22 protein-coding genes are annotated in these 25,758 nt (G+C 51.5%); 12 read left to right on the top strand and 10 right to left on the bottom strand.

What is annotated here, in order from left to right; all coding sequences use genetic code 11:
* Positions 1 to 75 precede the first annotated feature (75 nt).
* Both PAEVO_RS29200 and PAEVO_RS29195 read left to right on the top strand, forming a co-directional pair.
* Entirely contained in the window at positions 76 to 573 is a 498-nt protein-coding gene (locus PAEVO_RS29200) for a GNAT family N-acetyltransferase (RefSeq protein WP_100540987.1), read from the top strand.
* 221 nt (positions 574 to 794) lie between these two features.
* Positions 795 to 1,454 carry an MOSC domain-containing protein gene (locus tag PAEVO_RS29195; protein WP_100540986.1) on the top strand — a complete coding sequence of 220 codons (660 nt, stop codon included), beginning with the start codon at positions 795 to 797 and terminating at the stop codon, positions 1,452 to 1,454.
* Positions 1,455 to 1,686: 232 nt separating this feature from the next.
* Here PAEVO_RS29195 and PAEVO_RS29190 read toward each other — a convergent pair whose 3' ends face one another.
* On the bottom strand, positions 1,687 to 2,235 hold the full coding sequence (locus tag PAEVO_RS29190; protein WP_076323950.1) for a GNAT family N-acetyltransferase: 549 nt from the start codon (positions 2,233 to 2,235) through the stop codon (positions 1,687 to 1,689).
* A gap of 41 nt (positions 2,236 to 2,276) precedes the next feature.
* Positions 2,277 to 2,531, bottom strand: coding sequence for a DUF2164 domain-containing protein (locus tag PAEVO_RS29185; RefSeq protein WP_100540985.1), 255 nt, complete (start codon positions 2,529 to 2,531; stop codon positions 2,277 to 2,279).
* Positions 2,532 to 2,807: 276 nt separating this feature from the next.
* On the opposite strand from PAEVO_RS29185, the gene PAEVO_RS29180 reads away from it, so the two are divergent.
* Positions 2,808 to 4,526 carry a glutamine--tRNA ligase/YqeY domain fusion protein gene (locus PAEVO_RS29180; RefSeq protein ID WP_100540984.1) on the top strand — a complete coding sequence of 573 codons (1,719 nt, stop codon included), beginning with the start codon at positions 2,808 to 2,810 and terminating at the stop codon, positions 4,524 to 4,526.
* Positions 4,527 to 4,678: 152 nt separating this feature from the next.
* Here the strand turns inward: PAEVO_RS29180 and PAEVO_RS29175 are convergent, their stop codons facing one another.
* Positions 4,679 to 5,914 (bottom strand): MFS transporter, encoded by a 1,236-nt coding sequence (locus PAEVO_RS29175; protein WP_394059545.1) that lies wholly within the window; start codon positions 5,912 to 5,914, stop codon positions 4,679 to 4,681.
* A 191-nt stretch (positions 5,915 to 6,105) separates the two neighbouring features.
* On the opposite strand from PAEVO_RS29175, the gene mobA reads away from it, so the two are divergent.
* Positions 6,106 to 6,762, top strand: a complete 657-nt coding sequence (gene mobA / locus PAEVO_RS29170; RefSeq protein WP_100540983.1) for a molybdenum cofactor guanylyltransferase — start codon at positions 6,106 to 6,108, stop codon at positions 6,760 to 6,762.
* Between the two features lie 145 nt (positions 6,763 to 6,907).
* Here the strand turns inward: mobA and moaA are convergent, their stop codons facing one another.
* Positions 6,908 to 7,912 carry a GTP 3',8-cyclase MoaA gene (gene moaA / locus PAEVO_RS29165; RefSeq protein WP_100540982.1) on the bottom strand — a complete coding sequence of 335 codons (1,005 nt, stop codon included), beginning with the start codon at positions 7,910 to 7,912 and terminating at the stop codon, positions 6,908 to 6,910.
* 341 nt (positions 7,913 to 8,253) lie between these two features.
* Here moaA and PAEVO_RS29155 point away from each other — a divergent pair, with 341 nt between their 5' ends.
* Positions 8,254 to 8,931, top strand: coding sequence for a TorD/DmsD family molecular chaperone (locus tag PAEVO_RS29155; protein ID WP_100540980.1), 678 nt, complete (start codon positions 8,254 to 8,256; stop codon positions 8,929 to 8,931).
* A 76-nt stretch (positions 8,932 to 9,007) separates the two neighbouring features.
* Here the strand turns inward: PAEVO_RS29155 and PAEVO_RS29150 are convergent, their stop codons facing one another.
* From PAEVO_RS29150 to PAEVO_RS29130, 5 genes are all read right to left on the bottom strand, one after another.
* Complete coding sequence (locus PAEVO_RS29150) at positions 9,008 to 12,223, bottom strand: efflux RND transporter permease subunit (RefSeq protein ID WP_100540979.1); 3,216 nt, start codon at positions 12,221 to 12,223, stop codon at positions 9,008 to 9,010.
* 28 nt (positions 12,224 to 12,251) lie between these two features.
* Entirely contained in the window at positions 12,252 to 13,205 is a 954-nt protein-coding gene (locus PAEVO_RS29145) for a TetR/AcrR family transcriptional regulator (protein ID WP_100540978.1), read from the bottom strand.
* Positions 13,206 to 13,356: 151 nt separating this feature from the next.
* Positions 13,357 to 13,671, bottom strand: a complete 315-nt coding sequence (locus PAEVO_RS29140) for a DMT family transporter (RefSeq protein ID WP_100540977.1) — start codon at positions 13,669 to 13,671, stop codon at positions 13,357 to 13,359.
* Entirely contained in the window at positions 13,671 to 14,012 is a 342-nt protein-coding gene (locus PAEVO_RS29135) for a DMT family transporter (protein ID WP_100540976.1), read from the bottom strand. Before PAEVO_RS29135 ends, PAEVO_RS29140 begins: the two co-directional genes overlap by 1 nt.
* Positions 14,013 to 14,109: 97 nt before the next feature.
* Positions 14,110 to 14,706 (bottom strand): TetR/AcrR family transcriptional regulator, encoded by a 597-nt coding sequence (locus tag PAEVO_RS29130; RefSeq protein WP_100540975.1) that lies wholly within the window; start codon positions 14,704 to 14,706, stop codon positions 14,110 to 14,112.
* A 204-nt stretch (positions 14,707 to 14,910) separates the two neighbouring features.
* Between PAEVO_RS29130 and cls the strand changes: the two genes are divergently transcribed.
* Positions 14,911 to 16,413 carry a cardiolipin synthase gene (gene cls, locus PAEVO_RS29125; RefSeq protein WP_100540974.1) on the top strand — a complete coding sequence of 501 codons (1,503 nt, stop codon included), beginning with the start codon at positions 14,911 to 14,913 and terminating at the stop codon, positions 16,411 to 16,413.
* A gap of 71 nt (positions 16,414 to 16,484) precedes the next feature.
* Here the strand turns inward: cls and PAEVO_RS29120 are convergent, their stop codons facing one another.
* Positions 16,485 to 18,038, bottom strand: coding sequence for a phospholipase D family protein (locus PAEVO_RS29120; RefSeq protein ID WP_243390984.1), 1,554 nt, complete (start codon positions 18,036 to 18,038; stop codon positions 16,485 to 16,487).
* A 310-nt stretch (positions 18,039 to 18,348) separates the two neighbouring features.
* Between PAEVO_RS29120 and fni the strand changes: the two genes are divergently transcribed.
* From fni to PAEVO_RS29090, 6 genes are all read left to right on the top strand, one after another.
* On the top strand, positions 18,349 to 19,464 hold the full coding sequence (gene fni, locus PAEVO_RS29115) for a type 2 isopentenyl-diphosphate Delta-isomerase (protein ID WP_100540972.1): 1,116 nt from the start codon (positions 18,349 to 18,351) through the stop codon (positions 19,462 to 19,464).
* Positions 19,465 to 19,649: 185 nt separating this feature from the next.
* Complete coding sequence (gene ychF / locus PAEVO_RS29110) at positions 19,650 to 20,750, top strand: redox-regulated ATPase YchF (RefSeq protein WP_015737759.1); 1,101 nt, start codon at positions 19,650 to 19,652, stop codon at positions 20,748 to 20,750.
* A gap of 215 nt (positions 20,751 to 20,965) precedes the next feature.
* On the top strand, positions 20,966 to 22,033 hold the full coding sequence (prfA, locus tag PAEVO_RS29105; RefSeq protein ID WP_100540971.1) for a peptide chain release factor 1: 1,068 nt from the start codon (positions 20,966 to 20,968) through the stop codon (positions 22,031 to 22,033).
* A 4-nt stretch (positions 22,034 to 22,037) separates the two neighbouring features.
* Entirely contained in the window at positions 22,038 to 22,928 is an 891-nt protein-coding gene (prmC, locus tag PAEVO_RS29100; RefSeq protein ID WP_100540970.1) for a peptide chain release factor N(5)-glutamine methyltransferase, read from the top strand.
* Between the two features lie 133 nt (positions 22,929 to 23,061).
* Positions 23,062 to 24,249 carry an FtsW/RodA/SpoVE family cell cycle protein gene (locus PAEVO_RS29095; RefSeq protein ID WP_100540969.1) on the top strand — a complete coding sequence of 396 codons (1,188 nt, stop codon included), beginning with the start codon at positions 23,062 to 23,064 and terminating at the stop codon, positions 24,247 to 24,249.
* 309 nt (positions 24,250 to 24,558) lie between these two features.
* On the top strand, positions 24,559 to 25,737 hold the full coding sequence (locus tag PAEVO_RS29090; protein WP_100540968.1) for an FtsW/RodA/SpoVE family cell cycle protein: 1,179 nt from the start codon (positions 24,559 to 24,561) through the stop codon (positions 25,735 to 25,737).
* The last annotated feature ends 21 nt before the right edge of the window (positions 25,738 to 25,758 follow it).

The following is a 25,758-nucleotide window of genomic DNA, read 5'->3' as shown; positions in this document are numbered from 1 at the left end:
CCCGTGAACCTCGTCTGCAAGAAGCAAACCGGTCTGATATAATAGAGAGAATGGTTATCAAAGTGAGGGATGGCGATGAAGACCCGTCAAGAGACATTGACCATCCGGTTCTCCGAGATGAAGGATGCTGCTGCACTCATGGAACTCGACGAACTGGTATGGGATCGCAATACGGCCCCTGCCCCATTGGAGTGGACCTCAAGAGATCAGTATCTTCTGCATTGTCCGCCAGGCACACAGCTCGTGGCGCTGCATGAGGGAGAATTGTGCGGTTACATCGGATTCCGGTCGCCCACAAGCCTTCGCAGTAATCGTCACGTGCTGGAGCTGAACATCGCGGTTCACCCTGCCTATCAACGGCAGGGCATCGGGCAGCGGCTGATTGAAGCCGTGAAGGATATGGCGCGCGTGGAAGGCATTTCGAAGCTGAGGCTGCGGGTGCTGTCCAGCAATCCGGGCGCATTCTCTTTTTACAGGAACTGCGGGTTTCAGGAAGAGGGCAGGCTGATTCAGGAGTTTTACGTGGATGGACGTTACGTCGATGATATCTTAATGTGCTGCTTCTTATCATGATCGCATCATGATATCCCTCTAGGCCGGTTAACGTGCGGCAGAGAGGAGTCATAGGGTTGAACAGTCCGGCAGCTTGCCGGGCTGTTTCGTATGTTAAGGTCAATCAGGGATTTCTGGTTGGCCTTATGTTATTTGGCCCGCCACTTAAAACGGCTTCTGGACAAGGGTACACGCTATTGCATATAGTAGATGAAAAGAAAAGAAGGCGGAGGTTATTTTCCATGACCATGGGCATTGTATCGCTGAATGTGGGAAAGCCTGTAACGGTTGATTACCAGGGAAAGGACCTGTCTACCGGAATTTATAAGCAGCCTGTGGAAGGCCCCTTATTCCTAAGTGCGTTGAATTTCCAAGGGGATGGTCAGGCCGATCTCGTCAATCACGGCGGCGTGGATAAGGCGGTGTGCGCGTATCCTTCTGAGCATTATCCCTATTGGGAACAGTCCTTGGGCAAACAGATGGAGTATGCTGCATTTGGCGAAAACCTGACGCTGCGGGGGATGCTGGAGGATCAGGTTTGCATCGGGGATGTATACCGGATAGGCGACGCGGTGGTGCAGGTCAGCCAGCCTCGATATCCCTGCTTTAAGCTGTCGCAAAAGCATGGCGTTAAAGACATGCCGGCAAGAGTATTGAATACGGGATACAGCGGGTTTTACTTTCGAGTCCTGGAGGAAGGGGACGTCCATGCCGATTCCGTGGTCGCTCAGCTTGAGTCCCATGCTTCCGGCATCACGGTGCTGGACGTGCTTCGAATGATGAAGGATGGGCGGAAGGATGAACGCGGGTTGTCCCGCATGCTGGAGATCGATGCGCTGTCAGCCAGCCTGAAGGCGCAATTCGGCAAATGGCTGGAGATCCTGCGGGACCATCAGGAGTGAGACGCGGGCTCCCAGCCAAGCACTTAGCCAAGGTTATCCTACGTCCTGGAACATATACAGACAACAAAAACCGGCTTGCGTCCTGATCGTAGGATACAAGCCGGTTTTGTTGGGATTCTAGTGCTAAGTGAAGCTGAACAATTTCAATAATTGCAGGAAAAACATCCTTTTAAGTGCGGCCTGTGTTCTGCGAAAAAGCGCCGATGGGACGTTCTTAGAACGTTATCGCGCATTACCTCATCCGCTTCCATTCGCTCTGAATCATGCCGTAGACCGCATGGTTGACATAGCCTTGGGGGAGCTTCTCGGCTTCCCTTATGACTCCCTCCAGGACAAACCCCAGCCGTTCCGGAATGGCCCGGCTGCGATGGTTGGCCGTTGCACAGCGAATCTCCACCCGGTTCAGGCCCATTCGCATCAGCGCGTGATCGGTGAACGCCCGGCATGCGCTTGTCATCAACCCTTGCCCCGTAAAATGCTGATCCAGCCAATATCCGATGCTGACCGAGCGGTTGCTCCAATCAATCTCATGAAACGAGATGGTGCCTGCCAGCTCCTCGCGGACCCAGATGCCAGCCGAAAAGCCGCCGTTCTCGGCCGCTTGCTTCATGGCGCCTTTGATATAATTGACGGTATCGTTGACCTCGGTAACAGCATCCACCCACGGAAGCCACTTGCGAAGACGGTCCCGGGACCGATCGGTAATTTCGAACATCGCCCGTGCATGCTCGATGGCAAGCGGGCGCAATTCAACATGGTCATCTAAAGTGTATCCAAACATACGGTATCTCCTTTGTTCTCCATCGTGAAGTATATGTAGCTTTAACGTGTCCGCTTCACTTTTTGCTCCAATGCGTAAATATCTTCTTCAATGGAAATCATACGCTGATTAACAACCGTTCTGCAGTCGCTGAGCGCTTGATTGTATAGATGCGGCCCTAAGGTTTCCATGAAAAAATCAAGAACCCCTTCTGCTGCCAGATGGCCGAGGGTTTCCCCGCGCTCCGTTTCAAAGTATTCCTGAACCAGTTCAATCAGCTGTTCACGTTGTTCTTTGGGGAATTTACGAGGTTTCATAAGATGATTGCAGGCCTCCTTCCATCGCTGTTTTTCTCTCCATGCTACCTTATTGAAAAGCCCCCGTCAAAACGATTCTCACCGGCATTTTCGGTTGTGGGAGGATCTCTGTGCGCAGGTTTAAAGCTGGGAGCGGGCTGCTTATATGAATCCTCATCCCAAGTCGGCAGCTTGCGGTCCGGAAGTGCCGAATTCCTTGAACAATCGCGGCATTACAGGTATATTTAAGGGAAACACGTTTATACAGGAGATAGACAGAAATTACAGGACGAAAGGTTGATCAACGTGGAGAACCATCGGGGCACCCCCTCCAATTTTATAAAAAATGTTATTACCGAAGACCTGAAGTCCGGTAAAGTCAAGGAAATCGTTACCCGCTTTCCGCCGGAACCGAACGGCTATTTGCATATTGGACATGCCAAGGCCATATGGATCAATTTCACGCTGGCCGATGAATTCGGCGGACGGACGCACTTGCGGTTCGATGATACGAACCCCGTGAAGGAAGACATTGAGTATGTGAACTCCATTAAGGAGGACGTGAAGTGGCTCGGATTCGATTGGGAAGAGCTGCGGTACGCGTCCGATTATTTTGAAGAGATGTACAACCGTGCGGTGCTGCTGATTAAGAAAGGGAAAGCTTACGTGGATGACCAATCCGCCGACCAAATCCGCGAAACGCGCGGAACCCTGACCGAGCCTGGGCAAAATAGTCCCTACCGGGATCGCGGCGTGGAAGAGAATCTGGATCTGTTCGAGCGGATGCGCAAAGGGGAATTCGCCAACGGCGAACGCGTGCTGCGCGCCAAGATCGATATGGCTTCTCCGAATATCAATCTGCGGGATCCGGTCATCTACCGTATCTCTCACGCGCATCATCACAATACAGGCGACAAGTGGTGCATTTATCCGATGTACGCTTTTGCCCATCCGCTGGAGGATGCCATTGAAGGGGTTACGCATTCCCTATGCTCTCTGGAGTTTGAAGATCAACGCCCATTCTATGATTGGGTCGTGGCGGAATGCGAGATGGACAGCACGCCGCATCAGTATGAATTCGGGCGTCTGAATGTGGCGCAGACGGTTACGAGCAAACGCAAGCTGAAGCAGCTCGTAGACGAGAATGTTGTGGACGGCTGGGATGATCCGCGCATGCCGACGATCTCCGGACTTCGCCGACTGGGGTATACGCCTGAAGCCATTCGCAACTTCGTGTTTGAGACGGGGATTTCGAAGGCGTACGGCACGGTGGACCGCCAAGTGATGGAACACTTTATCCGTGAGGATCTGAAGCTGAAGGCGCCGCGTACGATGGCTGTGCTGGACCCGCTGAAGGTGGTCATTACGAATTACCCTGAAGGTCAGATCGAATGGCTGGATGCCGAGAATAACACGGAGAATCCAGAGATGGGGATTCGCCAGATTCCGTTCTCGCGCGAGATTTATATTGAGCAAGAGGATTTCATGGAAGATCCTCCGAGCAAATATTTCCGCTTGTTCCCGGGCAATGAGGTGCGTTTGAAGCATGCGTATTTCATCAAGTGCAATGACGTGATCAAAGACGAGAACGGCAAGGTCATCGAGATCCACTGTACGTATGATCCGGAGACGAAGAGCGGGAGTGGCTTTACCGGACGCAAGGTGAAAGGAACGATTCACTGGGTGGAGGCCACGCAGGCCGTGCCTGCCGAATTCCGCCTGTTCGAACCGCTGTTCAAGGACGAAGAGGAAGAAGCCGAATTGGTGCAGGAGGTTGCAGGCGAAGCGGAAGAAGCAACTGCCGAGAAGTCTTTCCTGGACGACATCAATCCGAACTCGCTGCAAATCGTGCAAGGATTCGTGGAACCGAATATGAAGGATGCTGCACCGCAGGACAAGTTCCAGTTCTTCCGCCATGGATATTTCAACGTCGACTCGAAGTATTCGCAGCCAGGACGTCCGGTATTTAACCGCGTGGTCTCCCTGAAGAGCTCGTTCCAGCTTCCGAAGAGCTAATCAACATAAACCGCATGGACGGCGTAGAAGATGTCTCTCGCGCCCTTATAACGTAAACAAGACTCGAAGATCCGTTACAGGATTCATTCGAGTCTTGTTATATTACGGTGATACCAGCTTGCAATTGGAATGGCTTGCGTACAAACCACGTTCTAACTCGCCGCGTACTCCTCGATCTCGTCGCCTTCGGGATCGTCCGGATGCAGCGGCTGATACCCGTGCTTGCGAAGGTTGTACCACATCCAGCCAAAGCCGATGGCCCCCACAATGGCAAGCATCGTGCCGGTCCAGTACATGATCTGCGCCCCGAAGTTTTGGAACATCCAGCCGCCGGCGAGACCGCCGATGACGCCGGATATGCCGCTCCAGCTTAAGGTATAGATCGCTTGTCCGGAAGCGCGATACGGCGTCGGAACAAACAGCATCGTCAGCTGTACGCCGACATAGAAATAGCCGCCGAAGGTTACGCAGTGCAGCAGCTGGATGAAGGCCACCTCCAGCGCGCTGTTGGCTTCCGCCATCAGCAGCCAGCGGAGGGCGAAGAGCAGGCTGACAATCGTCAAGCAGCCGACCAGGACATTGATTTTACGCTTCAGGAAGCGGTCAAACAGAATGAAGATCACCACTTCGAATATCGACGAGAAGAAGATCGCCAGGCCCACCATCTGCTTGGTACCGCCAAGCTCCAGAATGTATAGGGACATAAAGGTGTTATTGGCTGTGTTCGGGATGGATACCATGATGCCTAATAGAATGAACCAGACAAAATAGGAATTCAGGAACAGCCTGCTGAGTCCTTTAAGGTTAACCGATGCCGACGCCGTTGTTTTCTGGATGGAGGGCAGTGTGAACATGAACAACGCCGCCACCAGCAGCATGATCGAGAACACGATGGAGATGCGTCCCGATCCGAGCCGGTCGATGACAGGTCCTGCAGCAATTGCCGTCAGCGCCCACCCCAGGGACCCCCATAGCCGGAACGAACCGAATTTTTGCTGCGTCCCCTCAATATAGGTTAGAATCAGCGAATTCGTCTGTGAGAACATCGGAGTCTGGAAGAAATAAAAGAAAATCATCGTCATGTATATCATTGCGTAGGTATTCGCCTGAAATACGAACTGAACCAGCAGCAGTGTACCGGTCATCATGATCAGCAGCACGCGTTTAATGTTGGCTGCCCGATCACCCCAGAATCCCCAGAACGGATTTGCGAAGATGGACACAAATGGCGCGATGGCCATCAGGCTGCCGATTTCGATTTTGCTCATGCCGATGTCTTGCAAATATAACTGGAAGAAACCGGTGAAGATGACCATGGTTCCGTAAATGAAGAAGTTGAACAGCTTGAGCGATGTCAGCGAAGGTTGAGCATTGTCCATATTCCGCAAGTAGGTCATTCCTTTCAAACCGAATGCAATCCAAAATCGCGGCAACGAAAAATAAGCCGCTTTCCTTTCAATGTATCACGCATTGAAAAGGGATACAAACCATCTTTTAAATGATTTTCCATTATTCTGGTTATTAACCTATAAACTGAATCAAGTTTTTTTACAACGTGTAAGAAAGGCTGGTAGAGCATATGAGCGGTCAACCCATAGATGTCGGCCTTCCGCCGGACCAGGTGACGGGTATCGTGCTTGCAGGTGGAGCCTCCCGGAGAATGGGGAGAAACAAGGCGCTGCTGCCCATAGAGGGAATGAGTCTAATCGAACGAACCGTTCAGGCGCTTGGCAAGGTTAGCGGACGGGTAATCCTATCCACCAATGCCCCGGACTCTTATCCATTTCTCGGACTGGAATGCGTTCCCGACCTTTATGTCGGGCAAGGCCCGATGGCGGGACTCCATGCAGCGCTCAAGTCATCCCAAAGCACATGGAACATGGTTGCTGCGTGCGACATGCCCCATATCCATGAGCGTTTCCTTCGGGGACTACTGGATCTGGCGAACAAGCAGCACACAGCCGCCGCGGTCATCCCCGTTGTAGATGGTAGGGTGCATCCGCTGCTGGCGGCTTATCGCAAAGAAACCGCAGAAGGCCTTGAACGCAGGCTGATCAAGGGACAATTGCGCATGGTAGAGTGGGTGCAGGAGCTGGATGCCGTCTTCGTGCACGAGGAGCAATTAGAGGCAATGACGGGCCTTGATCCGCGCAGGATTTTATTTAATATGAACACGCCTGGGGAATACGAGGCAGCAGGCGGCCTGCTGAACTCGGACTTTCCTGAGGAACAATAGTAGAGTTTCTCATAGCAGCATCAAGGTGCAAAGGTTGATGAAACCGGTACTCATCCTAAAAAAATCCCCGCCATCTAAATGCTTGGCGGGGATTTTAATATAGATAAAACGACTGCCTTCGGCTATTATACGCACAGCAGATGGTTTATCCGCCGATCTGTGACATACGCCGGACGGTGGGGGTATGGCTTTGCGTTTTTTTCTCGAGCGCGAGCGCCATTTCATGATTCAGCGGTTTGGCGCCCAGCGCTTTGCGGAACAGGTTCGCCACCGCGGAAGGATCATCGACGACGCGGCGCACGTTAAATTCGTCGGACCAGTACAGGCAAGCTTTGATGTGGCCGTCAGCCGTCAGCCTGAGGCGGTTGCAGGAATCGCAGAAATGATCGCTGACCGGATGGATCAGACCGAAGGTTCCTGTAGCTCCAACCACCTTCATATTTTGTGAGGGCCCATTGCCGGATGGCCCCTGCTCTTCTTGAATGGTCCAACCCGCCTCCTGGCACACTTCGGATACCCGGCTCAGCGGCATATATGAATCTCGCCAGGCATCGGATGCTTGGCCGATCGGCATGTATTCAATAAAGCGGACATGAAGGGGACGATCGAGCGTCAGCGCGATAAAGTCGCGAATCTCGTCTTCGTTGAAGCCCTTCATTAACACCATGTTCAGTTTGATGGGATCCAGGCCGGCTTCATAAGCGGCTTCAATGCCTTCCAGCACTTTGCGCACTTGACCGCCGCGCGTGATGCGGGCGTATCGCTCCTCATGAAGCGAATCCAGGCTGATGTTGATTCGGGTAAGTCCCGCTTCCTTAAGCAGACGAGCTTTGGATGGGAGCATGATCCCGTTGGTGGTGAGGGAAATATCTTGAATTCCATCAATGGAAGCAATCATATGGACCAAGGACTCCAGATCCTTGCGCACCAGCGGCTCGCCGCCGGTAAGGCGTACTTTGGAGACGCCCATAGGGGCAAGGACGCGCATGATCGCTGCGATCTCTTCATAGCTCATAATCTGATCGTGAGGTTGGAATTCCACCCCTTCTTCCGGCATACAATAGACACAACGAAGATTGCATCGATCCGTCACTGAGATACGAATATAATCATGGACCCGACCGAAAGAATCTTTAAGCGGTTCGATCATGGAAATCCCCCTTTATAGCATGCATGGTCACATTGTAGCTATTCCCCGTACGGGAGTCAATGCACCTTTTGGGTCATGCCGGCAGGACAAGCTGCGGCAAAACGGCCATTGTTTTGTGAGAAGAATCACAGAAAACGCTTTCGGGATCCAGTATATTGAAGCTGTGGACAAAAGCTTTCTCCCCTTGAAAGCGAGTAGTGACATTCTAGATTTCCGAAAGTTTCCTGATTTTTCCGAAATTTTCGGAAATCATTTCAAACTGCTTTCATTAGACGTTCATCTAAGATATACTGTCAAGGATATCACATCCAACAAGAAAGGTTACCAATAGGAGGTTCGATATGGCGATATCACCTGTTCAAACTTTGGAGGTGCCTGACGTCTGTCACAGATGGCTTGAAAACCGGGGGACGGTCTACGAGCTGCTGATTGATTTTTTGGGCAATTGGCCCAGCTTGTCTATGATTGCGGAATGGAGCCGCGGAAGTGGAATTAGCAAGGCTGCGGAATGTTCGAAGGCCGGTACGGACCTGATGACATATTTATGTGGACGCTCACCTGAGGAATTGGTTCGGATTTGCGAATATGAAGGGGCGGAATACCGTCGATTGCTTCAGCAGTCCAAACAGCGTCAGGCGGCAGAGTCTCATTATACGAAGGATGGATGCGCTCAGGATTTAGCCGATTGTTATGCATCCGTCGGTGTTGCCTTTAATAAACTGCACGGCGAAGCGGACGATCATATAGCCATTGAACTGGAATTTATGACACTGCTTCATGACCGTATGCTGAACAATACGTATTGTGAACATAGCATGCTGCAATTGATGGAGGTTCAAGAGAAGTTTCTGGAGGAGCATCTGTTGTCATGGGTGCCATCTCTCTGCAAAGATTTGAAGGAATCCACGAAAAGTCCGCTGTATCAGTCGGTATTCAGTCTGCTGGAGGAGTTCCTCGCACAGGATCTGAACATGCTGAAGACGTGGAAGCATTCCAGGGAAGCTGTGCTGGTACATTAGCGAGCAAGACAACATCATCGTCATCAAAAAAAGCCCCGGTCTCCTAGTGTAGGAAGCCGGGGCTTTGGTGTTCTACTTAATCTTCGATTCTTTTCTTGCTGAACTTCATCAGGAACTCGTACACGATAGGTACCACTACGAGCGTGAGCAGCGTCGAACTGATCAGACCGCCGATAACCGTAATGCCGAGACCTTTCGAGATGATGCCTGCGCTGTTCTCCCAGCCGAATACGAGAGGCAGGAGAGCGCCGATGGTTGCGAGTGCCGTCATCAAGATTGGACGAAGACGGGTAGCCCCGGCTTCTAGCAGGGCTTCGCGGGTGCTCATTCCTTCGCGTTCCATATGGATCACGCGGTCGATCAATACAATCGCATTGGTCACGACGATACCGATCAGCATGAGTACGCCCATGAGTGCAGACACGTTCAATGTCTCGCCTGTGACGAGCAAGCCGATAATGGCTCCGATGACAATGAACGGCAGTGAGAACAGGATGGCGAACGGTGCGAGACCGCCACCGAATGTAACCACAAGCACAAAGTATACAATCGCAATGGCTGCCAGCATAGCGAGTCCAAGCTGTCCGAAGGTTTCGTTGATTTGCTCGGTGACGCCTCCGAACTGGACGGATACGCCGTCTGGAAGCTCAAGCTTGTTCACTTCAGTCTCCAGGTTGGTGGAGGCCGAACCAACATCGCTGGACAAGATATCGGCTGTGACGGTCACAACCATTTTCCCGTCGATGCGCATAATGGAATCTGGAGTCGTTCCTTTTTCCACCTTGGCCACATCTTTGATCGGTACTTCGATCCCGAGCGGAGAGGTGACGGTTTCGTTCTCGATTTCCTTAATGCTCTTATAGGTTTTGCTGTCCGTCTCAATGTAAACATTGTAAGTCTTGTCCTCAATTTTGACTTCGGTCAAGACCGGACGTTCCCGTACAGGAGCCAGCTTCATCGCGAGTTGTCCTGCTGTCAGGCCAAGGGAGCTTAGCTTCTCTTGGTCGGCAACCAGCGTATACTGCTCGAACGCATCGGACAAGCTGGTTTCTGCATTATCAAAGGTTGCGGTATCCTTGTTTGCGAGCTCTGCGATTTGATCAGCCACCGGCTTGATCTGCTCCAGAGAATCGCCAAAGACGTTAACCGTTAACTGGCTGCCGCCAAAGCCGCCGGCCGCCATGTCCATATTGGACCAAGTACCATCAGGTACTTCCTTAGCAAGATCCTCGACAAGCGCTTTTTTGACATCTTCGAAGTTTTTCGTGTCCGGGTCATACATAATATAGAACAATCCGGAATTGGCCGATCCCATGCCAAGCGGATTGCTGCCCCCGATGGAGTACTGCATCGTTTGCACGCCAGGCTGATCCAGGATCAATTTCTCTGCTTGTAATGCGCGTTCCTCTACATCCTCCAGCATGACGCCAGGTTCAGGGGAATATGTCACCATGGCATATTTGTCTTCCTGTTCAGGAATGAAGCTAACTCCAAGGTACTTCGTCAGGAACAAGCTTCCTGCCAATAATACGATGGCTGCCAGGAATGTAATGGCTTTGTGATTGAGCGTCCATTTCAGAATGGAACGATATCCGCGGGCCATTGCGCCCGGTTTCTCTGCATGATCATGTTTGTTCTTCAAGCCTTTGCGGAACAGGCTGTGCGCCATGGCGGGCACAAGCGTGATCGCCACGACCAGGGAAGCGAGCAGTGCGAAGACCATCGTCAATGCAAATGGCATGAACAGCTCTCCGACCATACCGCTGACCAGGGTAAGCGGAAGGAATACCGCGATGGTTACGATGGTGGAGGACATGATCGGTACAAACATTTCACGTGTAGCGGCGCTAATGAGCGCTCGACCCGTCAATTTCTCGGTCGAGAGGGACATGCGCCGGTAGATATTCTCGATAACGACGATCGAGTCATCGACAACCCGGCCGATGGCAACGGTCATGGCACCGAGCGACATCATATTCAGGGTGATATCCATTTGTCTCAGGCACAGAACCGCAATCAGCAAGGACAATGGAATCGAAATGATCGATATAATCGTCGAACGGATGTTGCGCAGGAAGACCATAATGATCAGAACGGCGAACAGCGCGCCGAATAATGCCTTGGAAAGCATCGTATGAACAGAGTCTTCAATCGGCTTGCCTTGGTCCAGCATGATCGTCAGATCCATGCCCGGATAAAGGCCTCTCAATTCTTCGGCCTTGTCTTTGACCTGATTGACAACGTCAACCGTATTGGCGTCGTTGGCTTTCACGATTTGGATACCGATCGATTCCTTCCCGTTGGTGCGGGAGATGGATTCCGAGGTTCCGATAACTTCAATTTTGGCGATCTCGCTGAGTTTTACGGTTGGAATGCCGGTTGGAACGGCCGGAGCACCGCTTGGTCCTCCGGCAGCCGTACCGGCTCCAGGAGCGCCTTGTTGACCTGCCCCAGCTGCGTCACCGGTAGGCTGCTGCGATGGTTGTTGACCTGCCCCGGCATTCGGAGCACCCGCTCCGGCAGATGCATCTGCGCCGCCGCCACCCGGAATAACCGGAATAGCGATATTCTTCAGATCGTCAATGCCGATGATGCCGCCATCAATGGCAACAGCCTTCTGGGATTTTTCCATTTCGAACATGCCGAGCGGAACGTACAGCGCGGAACCCTGCACGATACCTTTGACGGTATCCTCCGTCAGGCCGAGCTCGTTCAGTTTGTCCTGATTAAACTTAAGCTGCACTTCGTTCACGAATTGTCCGGCTACCTGGATGGAAGCAACTCCGTCCAAATCCTCCAGCTCCGGAACGATGTCATTCTCTGTAATGCGTGTCAATTCATCCAATGCCATGTTGTCTTTGTTCGCAATACTTAGGGAGACAACCGGCATGGAGCTCATGCTGAATTTAGATATGGTAGGTTTCTGGGCGTCATCGGGCAGCTTTACCTCGTTAATGGCTTCACGAACAGCAGCCGTGGCGTTGTCCAGATCACTACCATAATCAAACTCAACCATGACATTGGCTGCATTCTCCATGGAAGTGGAGGTTACGGTTTTGACGCCGTCGATATTGCGGAGTCTCGTCTCAAGCGGTTTGGTGACATCCTCCACAACACCTTCAGGGGCTGCACCGGGATAGATCGCGGTGACACTTAAGAACGGGACGTTAATATCCGGAATGGTTTCTTGCTTCATCGTCAGTCCGCTGTATAACCCACCGAAGCTGACGATGATGGTCAGCAGCCAGATCGCAAACTTGTTGCGCAGCGAGAAATTGATAATTCCTTTCATTAGGCGATTCTCTCTCCTCTCCATAACTCTATGTCTCTAATTTGAACGAATTTCCCTGCATCATGCCGCCGGGCGTAAGATAGCTTTCAAGCACAGTCAAAATAGTGCCTTTGAGCTCGGTATACAATGTTTCGATTTCTTCGATCCCCTCCAAGTTAGCAAGCATTCCTTTCAGAACGGCCCTGCTGGGCTGGAGGGCAAGCAGCTCTTTCTCCATAATATTGAGGGATTCCATCGCATCTTCCCGGTCCTCCGCCTCGCCCTGGATCTGCTTCAGCTCGTTTTTCATCGCCTTTATGACGATCAGCGGATGGCGCTGTTTGCGAACGTCGGTTTGGCATAATTGTCCCAATTGGCCAATCGCCTCCATCGGGATCAGCGGCTCCGGCCGTCTGCGAAGAATGCTGGCTACGATGTCATCGAGCAGCTGGATCTGGTGATCTGCCGTGATTCCAACATTCAAATGAAATCCCGGCATGAACAGAAAGCGGATATACGAACCCAGCATGCTGGCCATAAACATGCCGATCTCCATCGTATACGGCTCTACGTCCGGTCCATAAATGGTTTTAAGCTTATTGTTAAACCACTGCAATGCAGCGAGCATTTCCTGCCGCATGTTTTCCTTGTCAAAAGGGGGTTTCCCCGGCATCTGATCATGGAACTGCTTCAGGAGATATTCCCGGATTTCCAAAAAATGGATCAATAGCACTTCCGTCTGCTTGCGCAGCTGTTCCTTAGGCGCAAGGAGCGGATCGTGGTCGACCCGGAGAATCTCGTCTTTTATCCGGCTTGCGATATGCTCGTAAATGCTCTTTTCCAGTTCCTCTTTGGACTTGAAATGAAGATAGAGGCTGCCTTTCGACATCCCGCATACTTCGGCGATTTCCTGCATGGAGGTAACCGAAGAGCCCTTCGCGGAAAACAGCTGCATCGCAGTGATGAGAATTTGCTGTCGTTTTTCTGCCGTTTTATCAGCCAATCAAAAGCTCACCTCGCTTGAGAACTTTACGGTTCTTGGATTGACCATTAGGTCAAGAATTATTATATATGAAAAAGAACGACCGTTTCAACTTTACTACGGTCGTCCCTTTTCATGGGTTCTGAAAACTTATGAAATTTGTAGAAATTATTTAGCTGATCAATTTCAGACCAACAGCTGAGCACAGAATCATGGCAATAAACAGCACCCGCCGCCACTCCTTTGGTTCCCCGAACAGGAACATCCCGGTGATCGCGCCGCCCGCGGTCCCGATTCCCGTCCAGATAGCGTAAGCAGTCCCCATAGGCAGTACGGTCATGGCGTAGGAGAGAAGGGAGAAGCTGGCGGCAAAAGACACGGCCAAAATCAGTACATAGCGCCATCCCTTTCGCTCCGACACGCCTTTGATGCCGATGACGCCGCCGATTTCGAATAATCCGGCAAATACAAGAGCAACCCAGGCCATTACTTACTCACCTCCGGTTCTGCATGATCCGCCGTAACCAGCTTAAGGCCGATCACCCCTGCCAGCAGCACGCAGATTAGAAGCACCTTAAGCAGTTTAAACGGTTCTCCGAAGAACAGCATTTCGGAAGCGACCGTTCCGGCTGTGCCGATTCCCGTGAAGACGGCATACACCGTTCCGACCGGCAGCCGTTTGGCTGCCTCGATAATAAGATAGAAGCTGACTGCAATGGCGGCTACGGTTCCAAGCCATTCCCAGATGTTAGAGGAATGCTTCAAACCCATAACCCATATCACTTCAACCAATCCAGCAAGCAGCACAAAAACCCAGTTGCGATTCATTATGATTGTCACTCCTTTTATGAAAACACAGTAACCCCTTACGGCTACCAATTCCTATTCTCCTTAAGCCTCTTTATCATGCGTAGAACAGGAGACATTAACTCTTGTGGGTATACCTTTGTTTCGTTACTCCTAACCAATACACGGGCCAAGCGGCCACGAGCCGTCTCATGGCCCGTTCTTCTCCGCCGTACACGGTCTCCAGATGGATTCCATCCAGCAAGGTCATATAGGCAATTGCGGCATTCCGCGGATAACGGATGATGCGTCCGTGCACCGGGCAACCTGCGGCAAGCAGTTTGGACAGGTTCTCTTCCTGCTGGTCCAGCAATGGATACACCATCCCCATCACTTCGTCATACAACGCGCTTGGCGGGAAGAAGGCCATCCGCAAGAAGAACCGGACTTCATCATCCAGGCGATAAGCTTGCAGACGGCTTTCTAGAAATCCGTGCAGCTGCTGCTCCAGCGGCCAATCCGCATGGTCGAGGAAATACGCCACCATCAAGTCCTCTTGACGCTGGAATACGTCCTGAAGCACCTGCAGGAATAAATCCTGTTTGCTTGAAAAATGAGCATAAATCGAGGGCTTCTTAATCCCGCAATCATCAGCGATATGTTTCAGCGATGCCCCTTCGTAACCGTTCTTGGCGAAGTGGGCAAGGGCGGATTGTTTAATGTTGGCGGCACTCATAATCATCCTCCTAACTAACGATCGTTAGTTTAATTTTTAGCAAATAGTTTTAGTGTTGTCAATATATTATTTTTGAGCATCGAGCCTTGTCGTCTCATAGAGAACAGTCTTTAGTTCCTGGGGGAGATCATGTAGAATATGGGTGATCGGCATCGTACATACAAAAGAGACGAAAAACGATGAATAAACAAGGGGTAAACGGACATGAGAAAGGGAATTGAGGCTGTACTGATCACCGCGCTTTTGTTCGCGTTTTATTATTTTGGCATGGATTATTTCGGGAAGACGACCGGGACCATTATCGGGATATTCTCCACCTTAACCGTAGTATCCATCGGATTCATGATTTTTATGGAGAATCGTCATCCCAGCAGCACCATGGCCTGGATTCTGCTGCTGGCACTCGTCCCGATTGTCGGGCTTGTCTTTTATTTTTTGTTTGGACAGAATTATTTCAAACGGAGAAAGTACGACAAAAAAGCACGGAAGGACGGCCTGGTATACACCAGCGAGGTCCTTCGCAAAAGCACTCCGGACGTCTCCTGCTTCAAGCCGGAAGTGCAGCAGCTCCTTCAGCTGTCTGCCCGGCTGGCGCGTACGCCGATTTCCTTCTCAAGCGAAACGCGGGTGCTGACCGATGGGGAAGAGACCTTCGAGGCCTTGATCGCGGAGCTGGAACAGGCAACGCATCATATCCATATGGAATATTACATTTACCGGCCGGATGCCATCGGAACGCAGATCCAGGAAATTTTGATACGGAAGGCGAGAAAAGGGGTTGCCGTGCGGTTCATGGTGGACGCCGTTGGCAGCTTGCAGCTGCCGCCTACCTTTCTGCAGGAGATGAGGGATGCGGGCATACAGGTTGCCGTATTTGGCAGTCCCAAGACGATATTCTTCACGAGCCGCGTGAATTACCGTAATCACCGCAAAATCGTTGTTATTGACGGCAGTGTCGGATTCGTGGGCGGATTGAATGTGGGGGATGAGTATTTAAGCCGCAGTAAGGCATTCGGTTTCTGGCGCGATACCCATATGCTTGTTCGCGGAGAGGCTGTCCGAACGCTCCAGGTCGTCTTTTTGCAGGATTGGCAGTACATGACGGGGGAGCAGCCAAGTGAGCCGATCTATTATTCACCGGATTTGCTGGAGAACCGTGCCGGTGCCGTCCAGATTATCGCAAGCGGACCGGACAATGAGCGAAGAGCCCTGAAAAACATCTTCTTCTCCATGATTGTGTCGGCTCGCAAGTCGGTATGGCTGGCTACGCCGTATTTTATACCGGATGAAGACATATTCACCGCGCTCAGGGTTGCCGCCTTGTCCGGTCTTGATGTGCGGATTCTGTTTCCGTCGAAACCGGACAAATGGCTGCCCTTCCTGGCTTCCCACTCCTATTTTCCGGCTCTGCTGGATGCCGGGGTAAGGGTATATGAATATGAAAAAGGGTTTATGCACTCAAAGCTGCTGATCGTTGACGGCGAAGTCGCAACCATTGGCACAGCTAATATGGACATGCGGAGCTTCCACCTTAATTTTGAGGTTAATGCTTTACTCGTTCATACGGAAAGCGTAGGCAGGCTGGTATCCGATTTCGAGCAGGACCTGGAATCCGCCATCCTGTACGACCGCAATCATACCCGTAAAAAAAGAATCATGACCCGGCTGCTGGAGTCGGCTGCCCGGCTGATGTCACCTCTGCTGTAAGCGGTGGAGGTGGGTAACTGGCGATACATACCGGCCCTTTATGCGCGCACATACATAATATTGAAAGAATTTTAAAAGGTAGTGAAACCCAGCCATTTTTGCAGTTTAAACAGGATGTCCTTCATCCATGTCGTTTTTCCCTGATAAGCCTCGGCTTCGAGACTAAAGGCTGCGCCTTCATTGAACCATATCCGATGAAAGTAACGGTCCAGGTCCTGGGCGAGCGGATGATCCTTAGGTGCGGCTATCCACAGGTTGTTTTCCAAATTGAGATCGGCCAGATTCCGCTTTGTGAAATTGGTTGACCCGCCGGTAATCACGGACTTGCCTGTCGGTTTGGCAATGTACATGAGCTTGGTATGATACTGCTCTGTACCGGTGTTGTACCAGCGAATGGAGATGTTCCCCTTGGATTTCTTGATGAGCTCAGCGGCAGCCGGACGGTTGGGGATGCCGATCTTATCCCGGCCGAAGGCGTTTTGGTTCGGATCCAGAATGAGGCGTATATCAACGCCGCGGTCCGAGGCTTTTAGAAGCTGGTCCATGACGTTGCTGTCAGCCAGATAGAACATCCCCATCCAGAGCGTGTCCCCGGGCTGTGATTGCCCAATGGCCTCCAGAACATATTTATAGATTTTCCCTTCCGTCAAATAACGAACATCGACATCGTTTGCTTGATCAGAAGGTTGCACGGGTGGCTTAGAGCCCGGCTCATACTCCGGCAGTTTGATGGGGCTTGTAAGGTTAACGGCGGCTTGCTCGGCTGCAAGCATATCCCCGATGATGTCCCCGCTCGTTTCGAAGGCGATGTTGGAGTGGAACGCACTGGCGTCATGGATGTTGGCCGAAGTGACCAGAGCGGTGTTCTCGCTGATGACGACTTTACGGTGATTGGCCTTCACGTTCAGCAGCTTCAGATAGGAGCGGACCGTAATATCAGGTGCTTCGCTTGCCATCAGATTGGGGAGTGTCCCCTGGCCCGATTGGCCGAACCACTGGACGAACGTACGCCATACGGCGGAATAGGCGGGTGTGGAGTCCCGCAGCCGGTCGACATCGGTGATGATCACATGAATGCCGGCAGCCTTCATGGCCTCGAATTCCGGCAGCGAATAGGAGCCATACCCGGTATTCACTTCATCGGAAATAAAGAAGATATCCATGTCGGGATTTTTCTTCTTATGGGCAACAAGGCGATGGGCAAGCTCTTCGCTGACTTCGGGGAATTCCTGACCTTTATGGGTGTAGCCGTTGAACAGAAACATATCGATAACCAGGAACTTTCGGGATTCATCGATAATTTGACCGATGCGTGGTCCGATTTCACGATCATGTACCGGTTGACCGTCCGGTCCGGGATAGGTCAGGTCGGTCCACATTTTAACGTCGCTCTGGTAGAGCGGGCTTTCATAGGAGATTCCCTTCGGTAGCGGCTTATGAGTCTGATAGACCATTACGCCGATGAGCCAGAGTATAAGAAGGACAAGGCAGATGAAAATCGTTGTTCGCGTTCGGGAGCTTTTGATATTCGGTTTCCCTGGTACGAGCTGCGTGCCTGGATCGCCTGCATCGGTTGTATGTAGATCCTCTGAATTGCGGTGATGAATGAAATGGTGGAAACCCAATATAGCCCATCCTCCTATCGCTGTCATATACCGTTAATTAACATGAAAGTCCTGCTCTGACGCACTCTTCGTTTCTGCAATTCAGAAAGTGTGAGATTTGGAGCCTGAGTTGATCCTAGGAAGCCGGGGTAGAATGATATTCGGGTTTGTTTTTTCAAAACATGCGGTAGAATGGGTGAGGATCGAGTGGTTTATATTTTTGCTTAAGGATGATGTGCATATCCATGCAGCCGGGACAACCTGTGATGCCAATGATATGCTTATATATGGTTAATTTAAAAGATGAGCGAAGTGGATAAGGAGGCACGGGATGAATTCAGAACATAAAGAGACTGCGGGTAAACCTGCTGAAACCATTTCAGGCAGAGGATTGGAAAGACCCGAGGGCAGGCTGATGCCGGAAGTGTCCACGGGCGAACGGAAAATAGAGCATGTACGTTTATGCTTGAATGAGGAAGTAGGCTCCGTGGGAGTAACCACAGGTTTTGAACGTTACCGCTTCCGTCACTCCGCACTGCCGGAAATCGATTTTGACGATATTAAGCTGGACACTACATTTCTTGATTTTTCCGTACGAACACCCTTTCTGATCAGCTCCATGACTGGCGGAAGCAAAGCCACCGGAGAGATCAATAGACGTCTGGCTGAAGCCGCGCAGCGGCGCGGCTGGGCCCTTGGGGTAGGCTCCGTGCGCGCCGCGGTGGAGAAGGAAGAGCTTGCTCCTACTTTCCGTGTCCGGGAGAGTGCGCCGAGCGTCCCGGTTATCGCCAACCTTGGAGCGGTGCAGCTGAACTATGGTTTTGGCCTTAACGATTGTCAGCGGGCGGTGGATATCGCGGGCGCGGACATGCTGGTTCTTCATCTAAACGGACTTCAAGAGGTGTTTCAGCCGGAAGGGAATACCCGTTTTGGCCGTTTGCTTGGGCGAATTGAGGATCTGTGCCGTACGCTTTCGGTACCGGTTGGCATTAAAGAAGTCGGCTGGGGAATCGATGGTGAAACGGCGCGGAACCTGCTGAATGTCGGGGCGGCCTTCATCGACGTGGCTGGTGCGGGCGGTACCTCATGGAGCCAGGTTGAAAAATTCCGCAGCCCGGATCCGGTTCGCCGCGCTGCGGCTGAGGCTTTCGCCGGGTGGGGCAATCCTACCGCGGAATGCATCGTGGAGGTGCGCGAAGCTGCGCCAACCTGTGCGCTTATCGGCAGCGGCGGGCTGCAGAGCGGCGTCGATGCGGCCAAAGCGCTCTCGCTTGGCGCCGATCTGGCTGGCTTCGGGCGTGGACTCCTGGGATCGGCGGTCGATTCGGTGGAAGCGCTGGATCAGCGGCTCGCCCAGGTGGAGTTGGAGCTGCGGACGGCGATGTTCGGAATCGGCGCGGCGAATATCGATGCGCTGAAGTCAACCAAACGGCTGATTCGTGTTTAAATGGCCGGGGTGATTGGCGGGATCCACATTAAAGTGATGGCAGTATATTCGTGTTGAAGTCTATCGGGTATCTGCTATAATTAATAAGATTGTTTAACAGGCGATTAGTAGCTCCGGCGATAAGAACCGAAGCTGTGTAATACTTACCCATAAAGAAGTAAACCTGATAAGGAGTTGTCACATAAATGGCTTTAAAAGCAGGAATCGTCGGTTTGCCAAACGTCGGCAAATCAACATTGTTTAATGCGATCACGCAAGCGGGCGCCGAATCGGCCAACTATCCGTTCTGTACGATTGATCCTAACGTCGGCGTCGTGGAAGTGCCGGATGAGCGCCTCGACAAACTGACCGAACTGGTTCAGCCGAACAAAACGGTACCGACCGCTTTTGAATTCGTGGACATCGCGGGCTTGGTTCGCGGGGCAAGCAAAGGGGAAGGTCTCGGGAACAAGTTTCTTGCCCATATTCGTGAAGTGGATGCCATCGTTCATGTTGTTCGCTGCTTTGAAGACGAGAACATTACCCACGTTGACGGTAAAGTGAACCCGGTCAGCGACATCCAGACGATTAATCTGGAGCTGATCCTTGCGGATCTCGACAGCGTGGAGAAGCGGATCGACCGCGCGAAGAAGAACATGAAGGGCGGCAACAAGCAGTATGCTCAGGAGGTAGAACTGCTGGAGCGCCTGAAGGAAGCTCTTTACAACGATCAACCGGCGCGGAGCGTGGAGCTGAGCGATGATGAGAAGCTGATTGTTCGTGATTTGCACCTGCTGACATTGAAGCCGGTGTTATACGCGGCTAACCTGAGCGAGGACGGCGTTGCGGAAGCCGACAGCAATCCTTACGTGCAGCAGGTTCGTGATTTCGCGGCTGCGGAGAACGCGATCGTGGTTCCGATCAGCGCGAAGGTTGAAGCTGAGATTGCCGAGCTTGAGGGCGAGGACAAGGCGATGTTCCTTGAGGAGCTGGGGCTGGAAGAATCCGGTTTGAACCGTCTCATTAAGGCGGCTTACAGTCTTCTGGGATTGTACACCTACTTTACGGCAGGCGTGCAGGAAGTACGTGCCTGGACGATCCGCAAAGGAACGAAGGCTCCGCAAGCGGCAGGCGTGATCCATACCGACTTCGAACGGGGCTTCATTCGTGCGGAGGTCGTAGCTTACGATGACCTGGTTGCGGCCGGATCGATGAACGGCGCGAAGGAACGCGGACAGCTTCGTCTGGAAGGCAAAGAGTACGTTGTGAATGACGGCGATGTTATGCACTTCCGTTTCAATGTGTAGCAATTGAACGATTCAAAGGCCATGGCTCCATGTCACTTTGTGCATGGGACCGTGGTTTTTTTGAAGGGGAGAACCTTTATCGTCCGGTCAACTGCCTGCTAGTCAAATACGTCGTTTCATGGTAAAATAAAAAGTCGTTTACACTTCATTGTTGATGCGAAATGGAGTGCAAAAAGACATATCTTCAGGAATATATCTTAGAGAGGTGAATTCCTTTGTTGGACCGATTACAATCCCTTGCGGATCGTTACGAGAAGTTAAGTGAGCTGCTGTGCGATCCTGATGTCGCTAATGATTCCAAGAAGCTCAGGGATTATTCCAAAGAACAATCCGATTTACAGCCTGCTTATGAGGCTTATGTTGAATATAAAAATGTTATTGAAGAACTCGAAGCTGCCAAAACCATGCAGGGCGAAAAGTTGGACGACGACATGCGCGAAATGGTGAAAATGGAGATCGATGAGCTTACCCAGCGCGAGCGCGAGTTGGCGGAGAAGATTCGGATCTTGCTGCTGCCGAAGGACCCGAATGATGATAAGAACGTCATCATCGAGATTCGCGGCGCGGCCGGCGGCGACGAGGCGGCACTGTTTGCTTCCGACCTGTACCGGATGTATACCCGTTATGCGGATACCCAGGGCTGGAAGGTTGAACTGATGGATGTCAACACGAACGATCTGGGCGGCTTCAAGGAAGTGATCTTCATGATCAATGGCCGCGGCGCTTACAGTAAAATGAAATTTGAGAGCGGTGCGCACCGTGTGCAGCGTATTCCGGCTACGGAATCCGGCGGTCGTATCCATACCTCCACCTCCACCGTGGCGGTCATGCCGGAGGCGGAAGAAGTGGATATCGAAATCCATGACAAGGACATCCGCGTGGATACCTTCTGCTCCAGTGGTGCAGGCGGTCAGTCCGTTAACACCACCAAATCGGCGGTACGCGTAACGCATATCCCGACGGGGATTGTGGCTACGTGTCAAGACGGCAAATCGCAGAACTCCAATAAAGATAAGGCGCTGCAGGTGCTTCGTGCTCGTATCTTTGATATGATGCGCCAAGAGGAAGAAGCGAAGTATGCCGGGGAGCGGAAGAGCAAGGTAGGTACAGGTGACCGCAGTGAGCGGATCCGTACGTACAACTTCCCGCAAAGCCGTGTAACCGATCACCGGATCGGACTTACCGTTCACAAGCTGGATCAAGTGATGAACGGGGAGATTGAAGAGATCGTTTCGGCGCTGACCCTTGCGGAGCAGGCTGAGATGATGGAAAAAGGAGTATAACGCTTTGAAGCGGACGATATTCGAATTAACGCCGCAGCGCAGCATAAGAGAAGCCTTTGTAGAGGCTTCTTCTTTTTTAGACGGCATGCGGGTAATGGAACCGCAGCGGAATGCGCAGCTGCTGCTGGAGCATGTGCTGGGATTGTCGGGAACCTCATACTATATGGCGCTCGCGGAGCCGTTTCCGGCGGACCGCCGCCACGCCCTGGAACAAGCGATCAATCGCAAAGCCCGAGGCGTTCCTGCGCAGTATATTATCGGCGAACAGGAATTTTACGGCCGGCCGTTTGAAGTTACGCCAGCGGTTCTCATTCCGCGTCCGGAAACGGAGCTGCTGGTGGAAGCGGTGCTGAAGCATGGGCAGGAGCTCACTCCGCGATCAAACGATAGGCTACAGGCCATCGATATTGGCACCGGCAGCGGGGCCATTGCCATCACGTTGGCATTGCAGTCAAAAGGATGGGATTTGCATGCGAGCGATATTTCGCCTAATGCGCTGGAAGTTGCCGCGCGGAATGCGAAGCAGCTGAACGCCGATGTCGAGTTCCGGCAGGGGAACCTGCTGGAGCCATTCGCGGGCATGGCCCCGGACATCCTCGTCTCCAACCCGCCGTACATTCCGGCGGAGGATATTGAGGGGCTGCAGCCGGAAGTCCGCGATTATGAGCCGCGAACGGCACTGGACGGCGGGCCGGACGGATTGAATCCGTACCGGATCATGATGGCGCAGCTGCCCTTGCTGACAGCCCCGCCACGGCTGATCGCTTTTGAGCTGGGTATGGGTCAGGCCGAGGAAGTGGCGGAGCTTCTGCGAAGTGCAGGGCACTGGGAGGAAATCGTCACGGTGCCGGATTTGGCGGGGATTGACAGGCATGTCTTGGGAATATCCCGTTAATTGTGTTCTGGGTGGATTTCTTTTAAAATAGATGATGGGCTGAGCCGATTACATTATTGCTGTTGTTCAGATCGCTACACTACCTCAATTGGCAAATCAGTGTGTACAGCTCCGGGCACAGGGGGACCAAAGCATGCTTCAGAAATTCAAGAAGATTGATTTTGTTATCGTTTTTGTACTGTTGATGCTGATGGTTGTCAGTATTACATCGATATATAGTGCCACGCTCGACACCACTGGATTCGAAAAACACCATATCAAGATGGCGATCTTTTATATCCTCGGATTTGCAGCCTTTTTCGGGCTCAGTTTGATTGATTATCGGTTATGGAATAAATACGCACTGCACATATACATCGGCGGGTTATTAACCCTTTTGCTTCCGTCCTTCATCGGCCAGACCAAAAATAATGCCACGGGCTGGATTAATCTCGGTATCGTGGATTTTCAACCGGCGGAATTGTTTAAGCTAGTGCTGATTATATTTATTACCTATATTCTTATTCGTAAGAATAAAGCGAAGTTGTCTTTTTGGCGGGACATCGTACCGATTGGGCTCTTGACGTTTATCCCGTTTGCCGTTGTCATGGTTCAGAATGACTTGGGTAATGGACTAAGTTATATTGTCATATTACTTGGGTTGTTATGGATCGGTAATGTGAAGTTTTCGCACGCTCTTATCGGGCTGCTGCTTGTAGCAGGTATTGCTTTTGGTGGAGCACAGGCCTATATTCACTACCATGATGAGATTAAAGAATCAAAAATCATGGAGAGCCGCGGCCACTGGATGGAACGGATTGACCCATGGCTAATACCGGAGAAAGCAACGGCGAAAGCGAGTTACCATACAAACAACGCGAAGCTGGCCATCGCTTCAGGCGGTATGAGCGGAGAAGGGTACTTACAGGGAAGCTCCGTACAATCCTCACGTGTACCTTATACGTATTCGGATTCGATTTTTGTGCAAATTGCAGAGGAATACGGCTTTATCGGTTCTTCCGTTCTGTTGTTGTTATATTTCATCCTCATTCACAGGATGATCTTGATTTCATTGGAAAGCCGGGACAAAGCGGGGCCGTTTCTAATCATCGGTATTGTTGCCATGCTGCTGTATCAAATCTTTGAGAATATCGGCATGTTTATTGGATTGATGCCTTTGACAGGGATTACGCTGCCCTTCATCAGTTATGGCGGGACCTCGCTCATCATTAACATGGCGTGTCTCGGGGTCGTCATGAGTGTAAAACTGCATGGACAAGAAGTGGAGGAAGATATGCCTAATCCTCAAACGTACCGTTCCGCACCACCTAAACAGGCTTGATTCGATTTATCGGATTTAGAATCAAAAGAGATGCTATCGAAAGCAGCATCTCTTTTGTATTTTTTGTTGGTATCTACAGGAGGGCCCGTGAATTGTATTAGAGAAGGAAATCTTTTAGAATAATTCATTAGGGGCCAGTAGGCATACTCCTTGAAACGCTCCATTGTAATGCTGCCGTTAGACGTTTTTAACGGATATCATCTGTATCAACGATAAGCGTTTGTCAAACTTTCTTTCCGAATAATCGTTATATGCCTGTATAGGCAAACCGGGGGGCTAAAAGCTCCGGGCACAGGGGGACCATAAAGCATGCTTCAGAAATTTAAGAAGATGGATTACGTTATTGTTTTCGTACTGGTTTTGATGATGGGTATCAGCATTACGTCGATATACAGCACAACCGTTGACACCAAATTCGAGGGCTCTCATCTCCGCATGATTGCTTTTTACATTGTCGGCTTCATTGCTTTTTTTGGAATAAGCCTGCTGGATTACCGGTTGTTGATTAAATATGCTAAATATATTTACTTGGGCGGATTGGCCGTGTTGGTCCTCGTTATGTTTATCGGTAAGGATATCAACGGCGCCCAAGGCTGGATTTACATTGGCAGTTTAAGTATACAGCCTGCTGAATTGTTCAAGCTGATCCTGATTATTTTTCTTTCCTTTGTATTGGTGCGCAAAAACAAACCGCTGCTGTCCTTCTGGAAGGACGTTGTTCCGATTGGACTTTTGGCATTTGTGCCTTTTGTGCTCGTCATGGCCCAGAATGATTTGGGTAACGCGCTCAGTTATGTCGTGATTTTGCTGGGGCTGCTCTGGATCGGGAACGTCAAGTTCTCCCATGCGCTCATTGGGCTTGCGCTTGTGGCAGGCGTGGCCTTCGGCGGCGCACAGGCCTATATTCATTATCATGATGAGCTGCTGGAATCGAAAATTTTGAAGCCGCACTGGGTGGAACGGATTGATCCGTGGCTCTATCCGGAGAAGGCGACCGCCAAGGCAAGCTACCATACAACGAATGCGAAGCTTGCCATCGCCTCGGGCGGTATGAGCGGCGAGGGTTACATGCAGGGATCGTCGATCCAGTCGGGCAGAGTTCCTTATGCGTACTCCGATTCCATATTTGTGCAGATTGCCGAGGAATTCGGTTTTATCGGATCTTCCGTTCTGCTTCTGTTATATTTCATCCTGATCCATCGGCTGATCCTGATTTCCTTGGAATCTCGGGAGCGTGCGGGACCGTTTCTCATTATAGGGATCGTGGCTATGTTCTTATATCAGATCTTCGAGAATATCGGCATGTTTATCGGCTTAATGCCGCTGACCGGGATCACGCTGCCCTTCATCAGTTACGGGGGAACCTCCCTTGTGATCAGTATGGCCAGTCTGGGGGTAGCCATGAGCGTGAAGCTGCATGGACAGGAAGTGGAGGAAGATATGCCGGATCCGCATGCATATCGCCCGGCGGCTTCTAAGCAGGCCTAAACTTTTCCTTGCGGGAAGCTC

This window comes from Paenibacillus sp. GM2FR (assembly GCF_002803325.1).
In the GTDB taxonomy this organism is placed as follows: Bacteria; Bacillota; Bacilli; order Paenibacillales; family Paenibacillaceae; genus Paenibacillus_AQ; species Paenibacillus_AQ lautus.
Note: the sequence above shows the minus strand (reverse complement) of the source record. Positions and strands in the feature narration are given on the sequence as shown.

What these genes read in the sequence shown, in the direction of transcription:
- PAEVO_RS29190 (WP_076323950.1), bottom strand. Translation starts at nt 2,235, where the DNA reads ATGTTTGGATACACTTTAGATGACCATGTTGAATTGCGCCCGCTTGCC.
- PAEVO_RS29150 (WP_100540979.1), bottom strand. Translation starts at nt 12,223, where the DNA reads ATGAAAGGAATTATCAATTTCTCGCTGCGCAACAAGTTTGCGATCTGG.
- PAEVO_RS29185 (WP_100540985.1), bottom strand. Translation starts at nt 2,531, where the DNA reads ATGAAACCTCGTAAATTCCCCAAAGAACAACGTGAACAGCTGATTGAA.
- PAEVO_RS29135 (WP_100540976.1), bottom strand. Translation starts at nt 14,012, where the DNA reads ATGAATCGCAACTGGGTTTTTGTGCTGCTTGCTGGATTGGTTGAAGTG.
- cls (WP_100540974.1), top strand. Translation starts at nt 14,911, where the DNA reads ATGAGAAAGGGAATTGAGGCTGTACTGATCACCGCGCTTTTGTTCGCG.
- ychF (WP_015737759.1), top strand. Translation starts at nt 19,650, where the DNA reads ATGGCTTTAAAAGCAGGAATCGTCGGTTTGCCAAACGTCGGCAAATCA.
- PAEVO_RS29095 (WP_100540969.1), top strand. Translation starts at nt 23,062, where the DNA reads ATGCTTCAGAAATTCAAGAAGATTGATTTTGTTATCGTTTTTGTACTG.
- PAEVO_RS29140 (WP_100540977.1), bottom strand. Translation starts at nt 13,671, where the DNA reads ATGGCCTGGGTTGCTCTTGTATTTGCCGGATTATTCGAAATCGGCGGC.
- PAEVO_RS29155 (WP_100540980.1), top strand. Translation starts at nt 8,254, where the DNA reads ATGGCGATATCACCTGTTCAAACTTTGGAGGTGCCTGACGTCTGTCAC.
- PAEVO_RS29200 (WP_100540987.1), top strand. Translation starts at nt 76, where the DNA reads ATGAAGACCCGTCAAGAGACATTGACCATCCGGTTCTCCGAGATGAAG.
- mobA (WP_100540983.1), top strand. Translation starts at nt 6,106, where the DNA reads ATGAGCGGTCAACCCATAGATGTCGGCCTTCCGCCGGACCAGGTGACG.
- PAEVO_RS29130 (WP_100540975.1), bottom strand. Translation starts at nt 14,706, where the DNA reads ATGAGTGCCGCCAACATTAAACAATCCGCCCTTGCCCACTTCGCCAAG.
- PAEVO_RS29195 (WP_100540986.1), top strand. Translation starts at nt 795, where the DNA reads ATGACCATGGGCATTGTATCGCTGAATGTGGGAAAGCCTGTAACGGTT.
- PAEVO_RS29090 (WP_100540968.1), top strand. Translation starts at nt 24,559, where the DNA reads ATGCTTCAGAAATTTAAGAAGATGGATTACGTTATTGTTTTCGTACTG.
- fni (WP_100540972.1), top strand. Translation starts at nt 18,349, where the DNA reads ATGAATTCAGAACATAAAGAGACTGCGGGTAAACCTGCTGAAACCATT.
- moaA (WP_100540982.1), bottom strand. Translation starts at nt 7,912, where the DNA reads ATGATCGAACCGCTTAAAGATTCTTTCGGTCGGGTCCATGATTATATT.